The organism is Streptomyces thioluteus (assembly GCF_039535865.1).
The window spans coordinates 1-16892 of the sequence record NZ_BAAAXZ010000106.1 but is presented as its reverse complement, the minus strand read 5'-3'; the positions used below and the strand labels follow the sequence as shown (position 1 = coordinate 16892).

The following is a 16892-nucleotide window of genomic DNA, read 5'->3' as shown; positions in this document are numbered from 1 at the left end:
ACCCGCCCGCCCCGCCCCGGGCCCGCGGACGACGCCGCCGGGACGGTCGGGAGCAGATCGGACCGGCTTACGGAACAGGCCGAGGCGGGCCACCGAGAAGTTCAACGCCGCCGCACGACCGCCGCGATCCCCCTCTCCGCCCTAGCAACATGACACGGCCCATGAGCACACAGACGGTCTGGCAAGGTATCAGAAATCGAGGCAAGCCGAAACCTGGGACGCCCGCACGGGCCAGAGGTCAACAGAGGGTCAACGCGATGCGCAACGGGCCTCGGCAATCAACAGCGTGGTCGCCTCCGCCCAGTGACCATTTACCGAACACACACACACGCTTCTCCAACTAAGTAGTCGCGTACTTCTACGCCGACACAGTACACAGGACAGTACCCTACACACCAGGTCACACCATGGCGGCTGCTGCTACTATATTATCTAACGCACTCGACCCCCAATGAAGGCGCTCATTCACCTCGTGACACACACTTACAGCGTAAAGCGCAGCCTCCACCATGGATACAAGACTCTTTACTCCGAATCCGTTTCACCGTACACTGAAGAGCGACGTCAGGTTACCAGGATGGCCCACCCGAGCTCACGCTCATTGGCCTGCACGCCCTGCTGGAAACGCGCAGCACCAGCCGCGCTCTGCGCAGAGCAAGCACGAACACACCACGGACCTCAGAGGGAGCGTGTATGGAAAAACGCAGGCCCTAGCAGGGGCCCGCACCCTCGCCGAGCTGGAGGAGAGCCGCCGGGCCGTCGAGCAGCACAAGCGCGAGGTCGAGGGCAAGCTCGCCGCGGCGCGCCGGCTGCTCAACTCCCTGCCGGACGACGAGCGCGAGGAGTACGCGCGGGCCTCGCGCTCCGGCGGCGGGGCGGAGCGGTCCGGCTCCCTGCCGCCGCTCTCCCGGCTCGCCGCCTCGCTCCCGGGGCAGGAAGCGGGGCCCGCCTCCGGCGCGTCGTCCTCGCGCGGCGCCGCCGCCGCGATGGCCGCCCGCTCGGCGGTCGGCACGCCCTACGCCTGGGGGGGCGACCGGCCCGTCCGCCTTCGACTGCTCCGGGCTGATGCAGTGGGCCTACGGGCGGGCCGGGGTCGGCCTGCCGCGGACCTCGCAGGCCCAGCGCAACGCGGGCCGGCACGTGTCGCTCTCCGAGGCCCGGCCCGGCGACCTGGTCATCTACCGGGACGACGCCAGCCACGTCGGCATGTACGTGGGCAACGGCCAGGTCGTGCACGCCCCCTACCCCGGGGCGCGGGTGCGGTACGACCCCGCCAACATGATGCCGATCTCCTCCATCACCCGGCCCCTGACCGGCCCTGATCACCGGGGCCCGCCCGGCCGGCTCGTACGATGCGGGCCATGGACGGCCGGACGCGGTGGAACGGGCGCCGGGCAGCGCACTGCCTGGCCGCCCTGCTGATGGCGTGCTCGGTTCTGGCCGGCTGCGAGACCGTCGGTCCCGACGCCGGGCCGGGTCGAGACCGTCGCCGTGCAACGGCTGCTCGACCGCTGGGCGGCGGCCGTTCGCGGGCACGACGAGCGGGCGTACACCGACGCCGTGGACCCCTCCCCGGACGCGGCGGCCTACCGCGACCGGCGGCGGCAGGTCTACGAGAACCTCGCCGGCGTCCCGTTCGCCGCCTGGGACTACCGGGTGGCGCGCCTCGGCGGCTTCACCCCCGCCGCCGGGTCCGGCCACCGGGTGGCCGTCGAGGCCGAACTCCGCTACCGCCTCGCCGGGTACGACGCGGCGCCGGTCGCCGTCCCCGTACGGCTGACCGCGGTGCGGCGCGACGGGCGGTGGTACGTGGCCGGCGACGACACCGCGTCCGGCGACCGGCAGTTGTGGGAGCAGGGCCGGGTCACGGTGGTGCGGGGCGCCCGCAGCCTCGTCCTGGGGGCGGGACAGCAGACGGACCTGCTGCGGTCCGTGGCCGGGCTCGCGGACACGGCGGTGCCGGCGGTGGACTCGGCCTGGAAGGACGGCTCCTTCGGCCGGATCGTGGTGGAGATGCCCGCCTCCCTGGAGCGCATGGGCGCCCTGCTCGGGGCGCCGGCCTCCGACTACCGGGGCATCGCGGCCGTCACCACCGGGGACGGGACCGGGACGCCCGCGCGGATCGTCGTCAACCCCGAGGCGTACGGGGCGCTCGGGGACTTCGGCCGGCGGACCGTGCTCACGCACGAGGCCACGCACGTCGCGACGCGCGACAGCACGTCGTCGACGACGCCGATGTGGCTCTCGGAGGGGTTCGCGGACTGGGTCGCGTACCGGGGGGTCGGGCGTACGCCGCGTCAGATCGCCCCGGAACTCGCCCGGTCGGTCGCCTCCTCCGGGGCACCCCGCGGGCTGCCCGCGGACGCGGACTTCGGCTTCACGGGGGAGCCGGGGCGGCTGGCGCGGGCGTACGAAGGGGGCTGGCTGGCGTGCCGGATGGTGGCGGAGCGGTGGGGGGAGGGGAAGTTGGTGGCCTTCTACCGGGCGGTGGGTGCCAAGGGAGGCTCCTTGGAACGGGCTGCGCGGGAGGTGTTGGGGGTGAGCGTGGGGGGACTTCACGGGGCGGTGGCGGGGGTATGTGGGGGAGGTGCTGCGGGGGTAGGTGCTGCGCGGGGGGTTTTGCCCCTGGCCCGCCCTTTCACCGTTTCTTCCGGGGAGACCCCGGGCCCCATTCGCCCTTCGGGCGAAGTCCTCAAACGCCGGACGGGCTGTTTCAGCCGGGGCACCCCCTTACCGGGACGCCAGTTCCGACGCCCGCTCGGGGCCGTCCAGTCGCGCCGCCGGCACCGGCACCGTCGCCCGCCACAGCCGACGGCACGCCACCACCGTCGCCGCCACCAGCAACGCGTTGCGCAGCGTCAGCGTCGCCACCCCCAGCTTGTCGCTGGCGACCACGTGCGAGAACCAGATCGGGAACTCCAGCTGCGTCAGGGGCGCGACCGCGAGCACCAGCGCCACCGGCAGGCCCGCCTGCCGGGACGCCCGGGCCGTCGCGCAGACCGCCGCCAGTCCGATCAGCCACACCACGTACTGCGGGCTGATCACCCGGCTCGTCGTGGTGAACAGCAGCACCGCCGTGAACGCCGCGTCGGACGGCGTGCACGGCGTGAACGTCCGCGCCTTGAGCCGCCACAGCAGCAGCCAGCCGAACGCCAGCAGGCTCAGCCCCAGCGCCAGCGCGCTGACCGCGTGCACATGGCGCCCCAGGAACTCCACCGAGCCGTAGTGCAGCCGCGCCCGCCCGTGCCAGCCGAAGTGCCGGCCGAGGTGGAAGACCAGCGAGCCCAGGGACTCGACCTCCGTGCCCCGGTCGCGCTGGAAGGTCAGGAAGGCCAGCGCCCCGGGCATGGCCGCGGCGAACAGCATCGCCAGCACCACCACGGTGACCATCGCCGAGCTCCACGCGGAGCGGGTGCGCGGGCCGCGCTCCACCCCGATGAGCAGCAGCATGGGCCAGACCTTCAGCAGCGTGCCGAAGCCGGCGAGCGCCCCGGCCGCGCGCGGGCGGCGGCCCAGTGCCAGCAGCGCGGCGACCGCGACGGCGGTCACCATCACGTCGTAACGGGCGTAGACGATCGGCCCGAGCAGCGGCACCCCGGCCACCCACACCCACACCCCGCGCCGGCTGCGCCGCCCGTCCCGGACCGCGTACAGCAGGAGCGCGAGGACCGCGGCGTCCGCCGCGAAGCACACCAGGAAGAACGCGGGCGCGTAGTTCAGGAACGGGAGCAGACCGGGGGCGAGCACGGCGAGCGCGGCGGCGGGCGGGTACTGCCAGGTGACGTCGTCGTAGGGGAAGATGCCGGTGCGCAGGACGCCGTACCAGCCCTGGTAGATCACCTCGATGTCCACGGCGACGTCGGACCCCGGCATGTCCAGCACGCGGAACACGCACAGCAGCAGGAAGGCGCGGGTGACGGCCCACGTCGCGATCAGGGTCCGCAGTCGGGAGCCCGTCCTGGAGCCCGTCATCGTCCACCTCGTCCGGTCGGGGGCGCTACTCGCCGTACGTGCACCGTCGCTGCAAGGCATGATGCCTGGGAGCCGGTCCGGCACGCGGTGACGTGGCGGGGGCGGGCGCGGTTGCCGCCCGATCGCCGTCCGGGGGCAGGCGGTACTGTCGGCGGCGATGCACAAGACCCTGATCGTCACCAACGACTTCCCGCCGCGCCCGGGCGGCATCCAGGCCTTCCTGCACAACATGGCGCTGCGCCTGGACCCGGAGCGGGTCGTCGTCTACGCGTCCACCTGGAAGCGGAGCGAGGAGGGCGTACGGGCCACCGCCCGCTTCGACGCCGAGCAGCCCTTCCGCGTCGTGCGCGACCGGACCACGATGCTGCTGCCCACCCCGCGGGTGACCCGGCGCGCGGTGGGTCTGCTGCGCGAACACGGCTGCTCCTCCGTCTGGTTCGGGGCCGCCGCCCCGCTGGGGCTGATGGCGCCGGCGCTGCGGGCGGCCGGGGCGCGGCGGATCGTCGCCACGACGCACGGCCACGAGGCGGGCTGGGCCCAGTTGCCCGGCGCGCGGCAACTGCTGCGCCGCATCGGCGAGGGCACGGACACGATCACCTATCTGGGGGAGTACACGCGGTCCCGTATCGCGACCGCCCTCACGGGCGACGCGGCCTCGCGCATGGTCCAACTGCCGCCCGGCGTGGACGAGAAGACCTTCCATCCCGGGTCGGGAGGGGACGCGGTGCGGGCCCGGCTGGGGCTGACGGACCGGCCGGTCGTGGTCTGCGTGTCCCGGCTCGTGCCGCGCAAGGGGCAGGACACGTTGATCCGGGCCATGCCGGCGGTGCTGGCACGGGTGCCGGACGCGGTGCTGCTGATCGTCGGGGGCGGGCCCTACGCGGCGGACCTGCGGCGGCTGGCGGCGGAGACGGGCGTCGCGGACGCCGTGCGCTTCACCGGGCCGGTGGAGTGGGAGGAGCTCCCGGCCCACTACGGCGCGGGCGACGTCTTCGCGATGCCGTGCCGGACGCGGCGGGGCGGGCTGGACGTGGAGGGGCTGGGGATCGTCTACCTGGAGGCGTCGGCGACGGGGTTGCCGGTGGTGGCGGGGGATTCGGGCGGGGCGCCGGATGCGGTGCTCGAAGGGGAGACGGGGTTTGTGGTGCGCGGCGATTCCGCCGCGGCGTGCGCCGATCGGCTCGTCGAGCTGCTTCTCGACCCCGAGCTGCGGGTGCGCATGGGTGCGCGGGGGCGTCGGTGGGTGGAGGAGCGGTGGCGGTGGGATCTGCTGGCGGGGCGGTTGGAGGGGTTGCTGTAGGGGGAGTTGCCCCTGGCCCGCCCTTTCACCGTTTCCGCAGCAGCACGCTGCGCGCGCTGTCCTCAAACGCCGGACGGGCTGATATTCAGCCCGTCCGGCGCTTGAGGACAAACCCGCGCGGAGCGCGGAGAGAAACGGTGAAAGGGCGGGCCGGGGGCAACTCCCCCCACAGGCACCCCTACCCGTGATAGATCGCCTCGATCTCGTGCGCGAAGTCCTTCGCGACAACGTTCCGCTTCAGCTTCAGCGACGGCGTCACATGCCCGGACGCCTCCGTGAACTGCGCCGCCAGCACGCGGAACTTCCGTACCGACTCCGCCTTCGACACGGCCGCGTTGCCGTCGTCGACCGCCTTCTGGACGTCCGCGAGCAGCTCGGGATCGTCCGCCAGGTCCGCGGCCGTCAGGCCGGCCCGCTTGCCGTGGGACTCCAGCCAGCGCGGCAGGAAGTCCTCGTCGAGGGTGACGAGGGCGCCCACGAAGGGGCGGCCGTCGCCGACGACCATGCATTCGGCGATCAGCGCGTGGGCGCGGATGCGGTCCTCGATGACCGCGGGGGCGACGTTCTTGCCGCCCGCGGTCACGAGGATCTCCTTCTTCCGGCCGGTGATCTTGAGGAAGCCGTCCTCGTCGAGGGTGCCCAGGTCGCCCGTGTGGAACCAGCCGTCGGCGAGCGCCTCGGCGGTGGCCTTCTCGTTGTTCCAGTAGCCGGTGAACAGGTGCTCGCCGTGCAGCAGCACCTCGCCGTCGTCCGCGATCCGGATCACGGAGCCGGGCAGCGGCTGGCCGACCGTGCCGATCTTGGGCCGGTCCCAGGGGTTGAAGGCGGTCGCGGCGCAGGACTCGGTGAGGCCGTAGCCCTCCAGGACCGTGAAGCCGATGCCCCGGTAGAAGTGGCCCAGCCGCTCGCCCAGCGGGGCGCCGCCCGAGATCGCGTGCGTGGCGCGGCCGCCGAGGACCGCGCGGAGCTTGCCGTAGACGAGCCGGTCGAAGACCTTGTGCTTGAGTTTGAGGCCGAAGGAGGGGCCCTCGGGGGTGTCGAGCGCCCGGCTGTAGGCGATCGCCGTGTCCGCGGCCTTGTCGAAGATCTTGCCCTTGCCGTCGGCCTGGGCCTTGGCGCGCGCCCCGTTGTAGACCTTCTCGAAGACCCGCGGCACGCCCAGGATCAGCGTCGGGCGGAACCCGGCCAGGTCGTCGGTGAGGTTGCGGATGTCGCTGACCATGCCCAGCCGGATGGGGGCCATCAGCGCGGCGACCTCCACCAGCCGCCCGAAGACGTGCGCCGCGGGCAGGAAGAGGAGGACGGAGGAGTCGCCGGTGCGGAACAGGGGTTTGAGGCGCTCGACCGCGTTGCCGCACTCGGCGAAGAAGCTGCGGTGGGTGAGCACACAGCCCTTGGGGCGCCCGGTGGTGCCGGAGGTGTAGACGATGGTCGCGGGGGAGTCCGCGTCGGCCAGCGAGCTGCGCTCGTCGACCTCCTCGTCGGTGACGCCCTCGCCGGCGTCGCGGAGCGCGTCGAGGGCGCCGTCTGCGTCCTTGTCGATCCGCCAGACGTGCTTCAGCTCGGGCAGCCGCTCCCGCACGGATTCCACCGCGGCCTCGTGCGCGGCGGTCTCGGCCAGGCAGGCCACGGCGCCCGAGTCGCCGAGGATCCACTCGATCTGCTCGGGGGAGCTGGTCTCGTAGACCGGCACGGTGACCGCGCCCGCGGTCCAGATGGCGAAGTCCAGCAGCGCCCACTCGTAGCGGGTGCGCGACAGCAGGCCGATCCGGTCGCCGGGCCGGACGCCCGAGGCCATCAGGCCCTTGGCCGCGGCGCGGACCTCGGCGAGGAACTCCACCGCGGTGACGTCCTGCCAACCGTTCGCGGTCTTGCGCCCTATGACGACGACCTCTGGGTGGAGCGAAGCGTTCCGGCGGATGAGATCCGTCAGGTTTCCGTCCGCGGGGACCTCGTAGAGGGCCGGAAGGCTGAACTCGCGCAAGACTGCTGCTCCTCGTCGGGCGCCGGCGCCGCCGCGTCGTCGAGGGGCGCTGCGTCGGCTGCGGTCCATGTGTTTCAGGCAGGGGTGAAGGCAGGGTGAAGGAGGACGGCCCGGACGTTACCCACCAGTACAGGTTTCGAATAGAGGGTCACGCCCAGATGTTCTGTGCGTCACATGCCGCGGAACCGCTCCCGGCACCCTAGCCCCTCCTCTTGGTGACCCGGAAGTAACCGCAGGTCGCAGCCCTGTCATGGCCCTTCGCCAGGGCCCTTCCGAACGCCGTCGGCGGCGGCCTAGGGTGCTGACCATGCGAGTTCACGTGGTCAGCGATGTGCACGGCAACGCCCGGGACCTGGCCCGGGCCGGCGACGGCGCGGACGCCCTGGTCTGCCTCGGCGACCTGGTGCTCTTCCTCGACTACGCCGACCACTCGCGCGGCATCTTCCCCGAGCTGTTCGGGGTGGAGATGGCCGACCGCATCGTCGAACTGCGCACCGCCCGCCGCTTCGCGGAGGCCCGGGAGCTGGCCCGCGGCCTGTGGGCGGGCATCGACAAGGACGCCGCCGTCGAACGGGCCGTACGCAAGCAGTACGCCGAACTCTTCGCCGCCTTCCCCACCCCGACCTACGCCACCTACGGCAATGTCGATGTCCCTCCGCTGTGGCCCGAGTACGCCCGTCCGGGCACCACGGTGCTCGACGGCGAGCGGGCCGAGATCGGGGGGTGGATCTTCGGCTTTGTCGGAGGTGGCCTGCGGACGCCCATGCGCACCCCCTACGAGATCGACGACGAGGTCTACGCGGGACGGCTCGCCGCCCTCGGCGAGGTGGACGTCCTCTGCTCCCACATCCCGCCCGACGTGCCGGAACTCTGCTACGACACGGTCGCCCGCCGCTTCGAGCGCGGCAGTTCGGCGCTGCTGGAGACCATCCTCGCCACCCGTCCCAAGTACGCGCTCTTCGGCCACGTCCACCAGCCACTGGCCCGAAGAATGCGCATCGGCGTGACCGAATGCGTCAACGTCGGGCACTTCGCGTCCACCGGTACACCATGGGCGCTGGAGTGGTGACGCGCCGCGAGAGGTAGCCTTCACCGGCAGACAGCAGCACGACACAGGCGGCGGCCGGCACGGAGGAGCCACGGAGATGGCGGAACACACCAGCTCGAGCATCACCATCGAGGCGACCCCCGCCGAGGTCATGGCGGTCATCGCCGACTTCGACCGCTACCCGGAGTGGACCGGGGAGGTCAAGCAGGCCGAGGTGCTGGAGAAGGACGAGCAGGGGCGCGCCGCCAAGGTGCGCCTGGTGCTCGACGCCGGCGCCATCAAGGACGACCACACGCTGAAGTACAGCTGGCCCGACGAGCTCACCGTCTCGTGGTCGCTGGACAAGTCCCAGATGCTGCGCCAGCTCGACGGCTCCTACAGCCTCGCCCCGCTGGACGGCGGCCGCCGGACCGAGGCGACCTACTCGCTCACCGTCGACGTCAAGATCCCGATGCTGGGGATGATCAAGCGCAAGGCGGAGAAGGTCATCATCGACCGCGCCCTCGCCGGGCTCAAGCAGCGCGTCGAGTCCGTCGTCGCCTCCTGACCCCACCGCCCTTCCGGAAGGCTCCCCTTGCGCACGGTCCTCGTCACCGGTCCCGGCGGCGCGGGCCGCACCACCGCCGCGGCGGCCACCGCCCTCGCGGCGGCCCGCGCCGGGCACCGCGTCCTGCTGCTGACCGGTGAGCGCGGTCCGGTGCCGGACGCCGTGCTCGGCGTCCCGCTGCCGCGCGACGGCGCGGACGCCCGTCGTCCGTGGGGCACGCCCGTCGAGGCCGCCCCCGGGCTGTGGGCCGCCCGGATCACCGCCGACGAGCACTTCACCGCCCTCGCGGGCGACCTCCAGGAACGCGGCGCCGCCCTCTTCGACCTGCTGGGCGCCGCCCCCCTCGACCCCGAGGAGCTCACCGAGCTCCCCGGCGCCGAACCCCTCGCGCTGCTCGCCGCCCTGCGCGCCGCGCACCGCGAGGACGACGCGGCCCGGGACCTGCTCGTCGTCGACATGCCCCCGGCCCACGAGACCGTCCGGCTGCTCGCCCTGCCCGAGCAGCTGCGCCGCTACCTGCGCCGGCTGCTGCCCCCGGAGCGGCAGGCCGCCCGCGCCCTGCGCCCGGTCCTCGCCCAGTTGGCCGGGGTGCCCATGCCCGCCCAGCGGCTCTACGAACTCGCCGCGCGCTGGGACGCCGAACTGGCCGCCGTCCAGGACGTGATCGACGCGGACTCCACCACCGTCCGCCTGGTCACCGAACCCGGCCCCTGGGCCGGTGACGCCCTGCGGCCGGTGCGCGCGGGGCTCGCCCTCCAGGGCGTCCGCGTCGACGCCCTCATATCCAACCGGCTGCTCCCCGGCAGCACCGACCCCTGGCTCGCCGGCCTGGCCGCCGGGCAACAGGCCGCGCACGAGGCGCTCCACGAGGAGTACGCGGCCGACGGCGTCGCCGTCCTCGGCCTGCCGCACCTCGGCCGGGCCCCGCGCGGCACCGCCGACCTCGCCGCCCTGGCGGAGCGGGGCGGCCTCGGGAAGCCCGGCGACGGCCCGCCGCGGCCCGCCCCCGCCGTCGAGGACCACCTCGCCACCGACAACCTGCTGGTCTGGCGGCTGCCGCTGCCCGGGGCCGAGCGCGACGGGCTCGGCCTGGTGCGCCGCGGCGACGAACTCATCGTCGCCGTCGGACCGTTCCGCCGCGTCCTGCCCCTGCCGTCCGCGCTGCGCCGCTGCACCGTCGCCGGTGCGGGGCTGCGGGACGGAGCGCTGTGCGTACGCTTCGTGCCCGATCCCCAGCTGTGGCCGCGGACACCCTGAACCACGTTGCCTCGTTCGGGTAACGTCGGAGGAAAGCCCCGTTTCTGGAGTCCGCCGTGAACGATGCCACCGAGCGCCCCGCCCCGCACGGGGAACCCGACCCCGACGCCTGGGAGACGGCCTGCGCCGAGGACCTCGCCGCGGAACGCGCCCGCAGGCGCGAGCAGTACGGGCAGGGCGCGACCCCCGGCACGGCCGCGGAGGAGCTGCGCAAGCTGATCGACGCCGTCACCGACAAGGTGGCCGGCCTCCAGCTGCCGCCGTCCGTCACCGCGGCGCAGGGCGCCGTGCAGCAGATCGTCGACGCCGCGAAGGCCGTCGTCGAGCCGGTCGTCGAGCGCAACCCCGAGGTCTTCGACCACCTCGCCTCCGCCGGTTCCGAACTGCTCGCGGCCTACCGCGCGGCGGTCCGCGGCCAGGAGGAGCGGTGGACCCGCCGGGCCGCGGAGGACGGCCGGGACGGGCGGGACGGCGACGACGGGGACGCCCCGGGCGGCACCGAGCGGATCGACCTCGACTGAGGCCCGGCCGGGGAGCTCCCTCACCTCCGGTACGGTTGTCGGCGGCGGGGTTCGAGCGAAAAACTGAGGGATACATGGGACTCACCATCGGCGTCGACATCGGCGGCACGAAGATCGCGGCCGGCGTGGTCGACGAAGAGGGTTCGATCCTCGCGACATGCAAGGTGCCGACCCCGAACACGCCCGAAGGAGTCATCGACGCCATCGCCGACGCGGTGCGGACCGTCAGCGCCGACCACGACGTCGAGGCCGTCGGCATCGGCGCGGCCGGCTACGTGGACGACAAGCGGGCCACGGTCCTCTTCGCCCCCAACATCAACTGGCGGCACGAGGCGCTCAAGGACAAGGTCGAGCAGCGCGTCGGCCTCCCCGTCGTCGTCGAGAACGACGCCAACGCCGCCGCCTGGGGCGAGTACCGCTTCGGCGCCGGCCAGGGCCACGACGACGTCATCTGCATCACCCTGGGCACCGGCCTGGGCGGCGGCATCATCATCGGCAACAAGCTGCGCCGCGGCCCGCTTCGGCGTGGCCGCCGAGTTCGGGCACATCCGCACCGTGCCGGACGGCCTGCTGTGCGGCTGCGGCAGCCAGGGCTGCTGGGAGCAGTACGCCTCCGGCCGCGCCCTGGTCCGCTACGCCAAGCAGCGCGCCCAGGCCACGCCGGGCAACGCCGAGATCCTCCTCGGCCTCGGCGACGGCACCCCCGAGGGCATCGAGGGCAAGCACATCAGCGAGGCCGCCCGGCAGGGCGACCCGGTGGCGATCGACTCCTTCCGCGAGCTGGCCCGCTGGGTCGGCTCCGGACTCGCCGATCTGGCCTCGCTGTTCGACCCGTCGGCGTTCATCGTCGGCGGCGGGCTCTCCGACGAGGGCGACCTCGTCCTCGACCCGATCCGCAAGTCCTTCCGCCGCTGGCTCGTCGGCGGGCAGTGGCGGCCGCACGCACAGGTGCTCGCCGCGCAGCTCGGCGGCAAGGCGGGGCTCGTCGGCGCGGCCGATCTGGCGCGCCAGGGCTGAACCGGATCATGATGGTGGCATGGGTGACGTGCTACCTGATCTGCCGGTGTCGGGCACCGAAGCCGACGGTTCCGCCGTCGTGCGGGTGCTGAGCTACAACGTCCGTTCCCTGCGGGACGATGTGGGGGGCGCTGGCCCGGGTCATCCGGGCCTGCGCCCCCGACGTCGTCTGTGTGCAGGAGGCCCCCCGCTTCTTCGCTGGCGCAAGGCGGTGGCGCGCCTCGCGCGGGCGGCCGGGCTGGTGTACGTGACGGGCGGGGCGACGGCGTCCGGCCCGATGATCCTCTCCACGTTGCGTCCCCATGTGGAGCGCGCCGAGGCCCTGTTGCTGCCCCGCACGCCGGGCCTGCACCAGCGCGGGCTGGCGACGGCCGTCCTCCGCTTCGGCCCGGCCGGGGCGCGGCTGGGCGTCGTCAGCTGCCACCTGAGCATCCGCGACGAGGAGCGGTACGCCCAGGGGCGGTTGGTGCTGGAGGCGTTGGACGCGCTGGGTGTGCCCCACGGTGTCGTCGCCGGGGACCTCAACGACCGTCCGTCCGGCCGGACGTTCGGGCTGCTGGGCGGACGCGCTCCAGGACGGCTGGGCCGTGAAGCCGTGGGGGCGGGAGCATACGACGCGGCTGGGGTGATCCGCTGCAGCGGATCGACGCGGTGTTCGCTACGCGGGGGGTGGAGGTGCTGGGGTGCGGGGTGCCGATGGGGTTGGCGGGGGTGTCCGAGGCGGATCTGCGGGCGGCGACGGATCATCTGCCGGTGCTGGCGGCGCTGCGGGTGCCGGTGGGTGGGTGAGGGGGTTTGTGCCCCGGTCCCGCCCTTTCACCGTTTCCTCCGGGGCAAGCCCCGGGCCCGCAACGCGGCTCCGCCGCGTTTGCCGGGGGCTCCGCCCCCTGGACCCCTGCCTGGGGCTCCGCCCCGGACCCCGCAGTGCGGCTCCGCCCCGGGTCCGGTAATGCTGCTGCTGCGCCCGGGGCCCGGCTTCGCCCCGGGCCCCGCAACCGCGCTCCGCGCGGTTGTCCTCAAGCTCCCCGGAGGGGGCAACCCCCGGACGGGCTGGACTGGCGCGCCCGTGCCTGAAATCCAGCCCGGGCGCGCACTTCAGCCCGTCCGGCGTTTGAGGACAGCGCCCGCAGGGCGCTTCGGGGGCCAGGGGCTCAGCCCCGGCCAGGGGCGCAGGTGGCGCAGCCCCCGGTGGGGTGCAGGGGCGGAGCCCGCGGCCTCTGCGCGGAGCGCAACCCCGCCCCACCGCGCGGAGCGCGGTGCCGGGCCACCGCCCGGAGGGCGGTTCGGGTCCGGGGGCCCCGCCCCGGAAGAAATGGTGAAAGGGCGGGTCCGGGGTACACCCCCTCACACGACCGCGCCACGCCCCGGATCGTCGTCCTCGTCGTCCCCGTCCCGCATCCGCAGGACCAGCGTCGCGAACCGCCGAGGAAGCCCCCGATGCCCAGCGTCGTGATCCACCACGTCAGTTCCTGCTGGAGCAGGACCATCACCAGCAGCAGCAGGGGACCGCCCAGCACCGCCAGCCACGCGAAGCGCGACGTGACGTCGCCGGACGGGAGCGGCGGCGGCTCCGGGGGGGACGAAGTGGCCCTCGTCGTCCTCGTCGTCCGCGTCCGGGGGTGCGGGCGTGGACCAGTCGCGGGGGCCGACCCGGGCGCGTAGACGATGAAACTGCCGGGCCGCTCGGGCGGCTTGGGGGCCTCCGTGGTGGGGGTCTCCGCCGCGGGCGCGGCGGCCGGAGGGGTCTCGTCCTCGCCGCCCGTCGCCGGCCAGCGCCCCTTCTCGGGGTCGGGCTGCTCCCCGTACGCGGCGACCAGCTCCGCCCAGGCGGCGTCCTCGTCGAGGGGGTCCCGGTCGCGGTCGTGTCCGGCGTCGCGCTCAGCCACGGGGGGCCGTCCGCTGCGCGGCGAGCCGGGAGACGAAGGCGTAGGTGTCCTCGAAGATCGCCGGGGCGTCGTGGTCGAGCGTGGCCACGTGGTAACTGGCGCTCCAGCAGCCGCTCGGTGACGTCCCGGGAGGAGGACCCGGGCCAGGATGCGTGCGGAGTCGGCCGGCGGTACGACGTGGTCCTCGGGGCTGTGCATGAGCAGCAACGGCTGGGTCACCTGGGGCAGTTCGCGGTCCACGAGCTGGAGGAAGCGCCGGAAGGAGTGCGCCGCGTGCAGCGGCACCCGTCGTAACCGACCTCCTCCGCCCCGGGCTTGGCGATGTCGCTGGCGATCCCGGCGGCCGTGGGGACGAAGTGCCGGACCACCGGCAGTGCCTTGGCGGCCAGTCCGTGCACCTTGTTGGCCGGGTTGACGACGGCGACGCCCGAGACCGCGTCCCCGTGCCGGGCCGCGAGCCGCAGGGCCAGGGCCCCGCCCATGGAGAGGCCGCAGACGAAGACCTGGGCGCAGCGCTCCCGCAGCCCCCACAATTCGCGGTCCACCTCGGCGTACCAGTCCTGCCAGCCGGTGATCTGCATGTCCTGCCAGCGGGTGCCGTGGCCGGGCAGCAGGGGCAGCGACACCGTGAACCCGCGGGCGGCGAGATCGTCGGCCCAGGGCCGGACGGACTGCGGGGAACCGGTGAAGCCGTGGCAGACGAGGACGCCGACCTCTCCGCCTTCGTGGCGGAACGGCTCGGCGCCGGGGAGGAGCGGCACCGGGATCTCCGATCAATGGAGCGGGACCGCGGGCACGACGGGCACGACGCGCGGCGGCCGCGGAAGGACAGGGTCTGTTCCCTCAGCCTACGCGGAGCGCCGCACGGCGGGTAGGCAGGTTAAGGTCTCCTCGTCACACACAGGAGGTTCTCGGTTGTTCTACGGCGCTATGAAGCTGTCCATCGGCGGGTCGCTGAAGCTTGCCTTCCGGCCGTGGGTGGAGGGCCTGGAGAACGTGCCCGCCGAGGGGCCCGCGATCCTGGCGAGCAACCACCTCTCGTTCTCGGACTCCTTCTTCCTCCCCGCGGTGCTCGATCGCAAGATCACCTTCATCGCGAAGCAGGAATACTTCACCTCTCCGGGTGTCAAGGGGAAGCTGACGGCCGCGTTCTTCAAGGGCGTGGGCCAGCTCCCGGTCGACCGCTCGGGCGCCCGCGGCGCGGGCGAGGCGGCGATCAAGAGCGGCATCGAGGTGCTGGAGCGCGGTGAGCTCTTCGGCATCTACCCGGAGGGCACGCGCTCCCCGGACGGCCGCCTCTACCGCGGCAAGCCGGGCGGTCTGGCCCGGGTGGCGCTGGCCACCGGCGCCCCCGTGCTCCCCGTGGCGATGATCGACACGGAGAAGGTCCAGCCGCCGGGGAAGGTCGTGCCGAAGATGATCCGGCCCGGCATCCGCATCGGCAAGCCGCTGGACTTCAGCCGCTACCACGGCATGGACGGCGACCGCTTCATCCTGCGCTCGGTGACCGACGAGGTCATGTACGAGATCATGAAGCTCTCCGGCCAGGAGTACGTGGACATCTACGCCACGGCCGCCAAGCGGCAGATCGCCGATGCGGCCAAGAAGCAGGCCGAGGAGGAGAAGGAGGCCGAGAAGGCCGCCAAGGCCGCCGGCCTGGAGCCCGAGAAGAAGCACTTCTGGAACAAGGGTGCCAAGGGCGACAAGGAAGACAAGGGCGGGGAGTAGGCGCGCTCCGCCCGGGTGCGGAGCGTGAGAGGTGGGGGGATGACGGCCGAGCGCACCGGGCGCCCGCGTCGCGTACGGATGTCGGTGGAGCTGCCGCTGTGGCGCGCGCTCACCGGCTACCGGCTGGTGACGCTCTGCTATGCGCTCGTCCTGTTCGTCCCCAACTACCGCGACTACGACCATCCGCTCGGTGCGGCGCTCTACATGGGCGTACTCACCTTGTGGACGCTGCTCACCTGGAACCGCGTCACCTCCGCCGAACGCTGTACCCGCCGCTTCCTCGTCGTCGATCTCACCATCGCGCTGAGCGGCATCCTCCTCACCGGCGTGCTGGACTCCGCCTTCCGCATCGAGGACGGCGCGGCCACCCTCCCGTCCGTCTGGGCGGGAGGCGCCGTGCTGTGCTGGGCGCTCAAGGGCGGCTGGCGGTGGGCCGCCCTCGCCGCCACCCTGGTGGCCACGGCCAACGCCGTCGAGCGCGGCGGCCTGCCCCGGGACACCCTCCACGACGTGCTGCTCGTCTGGGTCGCCAGCATCGCCATCGGCTACATCGTCGAGGTGGCCCGGGTCAGCGAGCGCACCCTCGCCCAGGCCCTGCGGATCGAGGCGGCCACCCGGGAACGGGAGCGGCTGGCCCGCGACATCCACGACAGCGTCCTCCAGGTGCTGGCCATGGTCCAGCGCCGGGGCACCGCGCTCGGCGGCGAGGCCGCCGAACTGGGCCGGATGGCCGGGGAACAGGAGATCGCGCTGCGCACCCTGGTCGCCGGCGGACTGCTGCCCCGGCGCGGGCCCGCGGAACCCCTGCCGGACCGGGCCCCCCGTCGCCGTCCCGGCGCCCGCCGCGCCGCGCGGCCCCTGCGACCTGCGGGCGCTCCTCGGTCCGTACGCCGGGGCGGCCGTCTCGCTCGCCGCGCCCGGCACGCCCGTCCTCCTGGAGGCCGCGGCCGCCGCGGAGCTGGCCGCCGCCGTCGGTGCCGCCCTGGACAACGTGGCGCAGCACGCCGGCGAGGACGCCAAGGCGTGGATCCTGCTGGAGGACGAAACCGGACGAGGTGATCGTCACGGTGCGGGACGACGGCCCCGGCATCCCCGAGGGCCGGCTGGCGGACGCCGAGCGGGAGGGGCGGATGGGCGTGGCCCTCTCCATCCGCGGCCGGCTGCGGGACCTGGGCGGCAGCGCCGAGCTGGTGTCCGTGCCGGGACAGGGCACGGAAGTCGAACTTCGAGTACCACGGGGGACCGAGTGACCGACGTGAAGGTGATGGTGGTCGACGACCACCCGATGTGGCGCGAGGCCGTCGCCCGCGACCTGGCCGCCGCCGGGTACGACGTGGTGGCCACGGCCGGCGACGGGCCGCAGGCCGTGCGCCGCGCCCGGGCCGCCGCCCCCGACGTCCTGGTGCTGGACCTCAACCTGCCCGGCCTGCCCGGCGTCGAGGTCTGCCGGGAACTGGTCGCCGCGGACCCGGCGCTGCGCGTCCTCGTCCTCTCCGCCAGCGGCGAACACGCGGACGTGCTGGAGGCGGTGAAGTCCGGAGCGACCGGCTACCTGGTCAAGTCGGCCAGCACGGACGAGCTGCTCGCCGCCGTCCGCAGCACCGCGGCCGGCGACCCCGTCTTCACCCCCGG

Annotated in this window: 12 protein-coding genes and 5 pseudogenes; 12 read left to right on the top strand and 5 right to left on the bottom strand. The window is 73.6% G+C overall.

Annotation, left to right across the window (positions count from 1 at the left end):
• Positions 1–719: 719 nt before the first annotated feature.
• Positions 720–1308, top strand: a pseudogene (locus ABD794_RS13870) (C40 family peptidase); the annotation flags it as partial.
• Between the two features lie 419 nt (positions 1309–1727).
• On the opposite strand, the gene ABD794_RS13865 reads toward ABD794_RS13870, so the two are convergent.
• Complete coding sequence (locus ABD794_RS13865; RefSeq protein WP_344963482.1) at positions 1728–2036, bottom strand: hypothetical protein; 309 nt, start codon at positions 2034–2036, stop codon at positions 1728–1730.
• Positions 2037–2730: 694 nt separating this feature from the next.
• Positions 2731–3972 (bottom strand): glycosyltransferase 87 family protein, encoded by a 1242-nt coding sequence (locus tag ABD794_RS13860; protein ID WP_344963480.1) that lies wholly within the window; start codon positions 3970–3972, stop codon positions 2731–2733.
• A 157-nt stretch (positions 3973–4129) separates the two neighbouring features.
• On the opposite strand from ABD794_RS13860, the gene ABD794_RS13855 reads away from it, so the two are divergent.
• Positions 4130–5272 carry a glycosyltransferase family 4 protein gene (locus tag ABD794_RS13855; RefSeq protein WP_344963478.1) on the top strand — a complete coding sequence of 381 codons (1143 nt, stop codon included), beginning with the start codon at positions 4130–4132 and terminating at the stop codon, positions 5270–5272.
• A 178-nt stretch (positions 5273–5450) separates the two neighbouring features.
• Here ABD794_RS13855 and ABD794_RS13850 read toward each other — a convergent pair whose 3' ends face one another.
• Positions 5451–7256 carry an AMP-dependent synthetase/ligase gene (locus ABD794_RS13850; RefSeq protein ID WP_344963476.1) on the bottom strand — a complete coding sequence of 602 codons (1806 nt, stop codon included), beginning with the start codon at positions 7254–7256 and terminating at the stop codon, positions 5451–5453.
• Positions 7257–7563: 307 nt separating this feature from the next.
• Here ABD794_RS13850 and ABD794_RS13845 point away from each other — a divergent pair, with 307 nt between their 5' ends.
• From ABD794_RS13845 to ABD794_RS13820, 6 genes and pseudogenes are all read left to right on the top strand, one after another.
• Positions 7564–8325 carry a metallophosphoesterase family protein gene (locus tag ABD794_RS13845; protein WP_344963474.1) on the top strand — a complete coding sequence of 254 codons (762 nt, stop codon included), beginning with the start codon at positions 7564–7566 and terminating at the stop codon, positions 8323–8325.
• Positions 8326–8401: 76 nt separating this feature from the next.
• Positions 8402–8851 (top strand): SRPBCC family protein, encoded by a 450-nt coding sequence (locus tag ABD794_RS13840; protein ID WP_344963472.1) that lies wholly within the window; start codon positions 8402–8404, stop codon positions 8849–8851.
• A gap of 27 nt (positions 8852–8878) precedes the next feature.
• A complete protein-coding gene (locus ABD794_RS13835) occupies positions 8879–10108 on the top strand; it encodes an ArsA family ATPase (protein ID WP_344963470.1) in 1230 nt (409 codons plus the stop codon).
• 56 nt (positions 10109–10164) lie between these two features.
• Positions 10165–10629, top strand: a complete 465-nt coding sequence (locus ABD794_RS13830; RefSeq protein WP_344963468.1) for a DUF5304 domain-containing protein — start codon at positions 10165–10167, stop codon at positions 10627–10629.
• Between the two features lie 74 nt (positions 10630–10703).
• Positions 10704–11646 (top strand): annotated as a pseudogene (locus tag ABD794_RS13825) (ROK family glucokinase).
• A gap of 19 nt (positions 11647–11665) precedes the next feature.
• Positions 11666–12435, top strand: a pseudogene (locus tag ABD794_RS13820) (endonuclease/exonuclease/phosphatase family protein).
• A gap of 555 nt (positions 12436–12990) precedes the next feature.
• Here ABD794_RS13820 and ABD794_RS13815 read toward each other — a convergent pair.
• Positions 12991–13532 (bottom strand): annotated as a pseudogene (locus ABD794_RS13815) (hypothetical protein).
• Positions 13525–14293: pseudogene (locus tag ABD794_RS13810) on the bottom strand (alpha/beta hydrolase). The pseudogenes ABD794_RS13815 and ABD794_RS13810 overlap by 8 nt, the downstream one beginning before the upstream one ends.
• Before the next feature lie 169 nt (positions 14294–14462).
• On the opposite strand from ABD794_RS13810, the gene ABD794_RS13805 reads away from it, so the two are divergent.
• The 4 genes from ABD794_RS13805 to ABD794_RS13795 all read left to right on the top strand — a co-directional run.
• Positions 14463–15260 (top strand): lysophospholipid acyltransferase family protein, encoded by a 798-nt coding sequence (locus ABD794_RS13805; RefSeq protein ID WP_344963486.1) that lies wholly within the window; start codon positions 14463–14465, stop codon positions 15258–15260.
• A gap of 39 nt (positions 15261–15299) precedes the next feature.
• On the top strand, positions 15300–16319 hold the full coding sequence (locus tag ABD794_RS13800; protein WP_425586019.1) for a DUF5931 domain-containing protein: 1020 nt from the start codon (positions 15300–15302) through the stop codon (positions 16317–16319).
• A complete protein-coding gene (locus tag ABD794_RS18985) occupies positions 16316–16510 on the top strand; it encodes a sensor histidine kinase (protein WP_425586018.1) in 195 nt (64 codons plus the stop codon). Before ABD794_RS13800 ends, ABD794_RS18985 begins: the two co-directional genes overlap by 4 nt.
• Positions 16511–16524: 14 nt before the next feature.
• The coding region (locus ABD794_RS13795; protein WP_344963484.1) for a response regulator at positions 16525–16892 on the top strand (368 nt) is incomplete at its 3' end.

Coding starts and splice junctions, on each gene's coding strand:
- ABD794_RS13865 (WP_344963482.1), bottom strand. CDS start 2,036: ATGCGCTCCAGGGAGGCGGGCATCTCCACCACGATCCGGCCGAAGGAG.
- ABD794_RS13860 (WP_344963480.1), bottom strand. CDS start 3,972: ATGACGGGCTCCAGGACGGGCTCCCGACTGCGGACCCTGATCGCGACG.
- ABD794_RS13855 (WP_344963478.1), top strand. CDS start 4,130: ATGCACAAGACCCTGATCGTCACCAACGACTTCCCGCCGCGCCCGGGC.
- ABD794_RS13845 (WP_344963474.1), top strand. CDS start 7,564: ATGCGAGTTCACGTGGTCAGCGATGTGCACGGCAACGCCCGGGACCTG.
- ABD794_RS13840 (WP_344963472.1), top strand. CDS start 8,402: ATGGCGGAACACACCAGCTCGAGCATCACCATCGAGGCGACCCCCGCC.
- ABD794_RS13805 (WP_344963486.1), top strand. CDS start 14,463: ATGAAGCTGTCCATCGGCGGGTCGCTGAAGCTTGCCTTCCGGCCGTGG.
- ABD794_RS13800 (WP_425586019.1), top strand. CDS start 15,300: ATGACGGCCGAGCGCACCGGGCGCCCGCGTCGCGTACGGATGTCGGTG.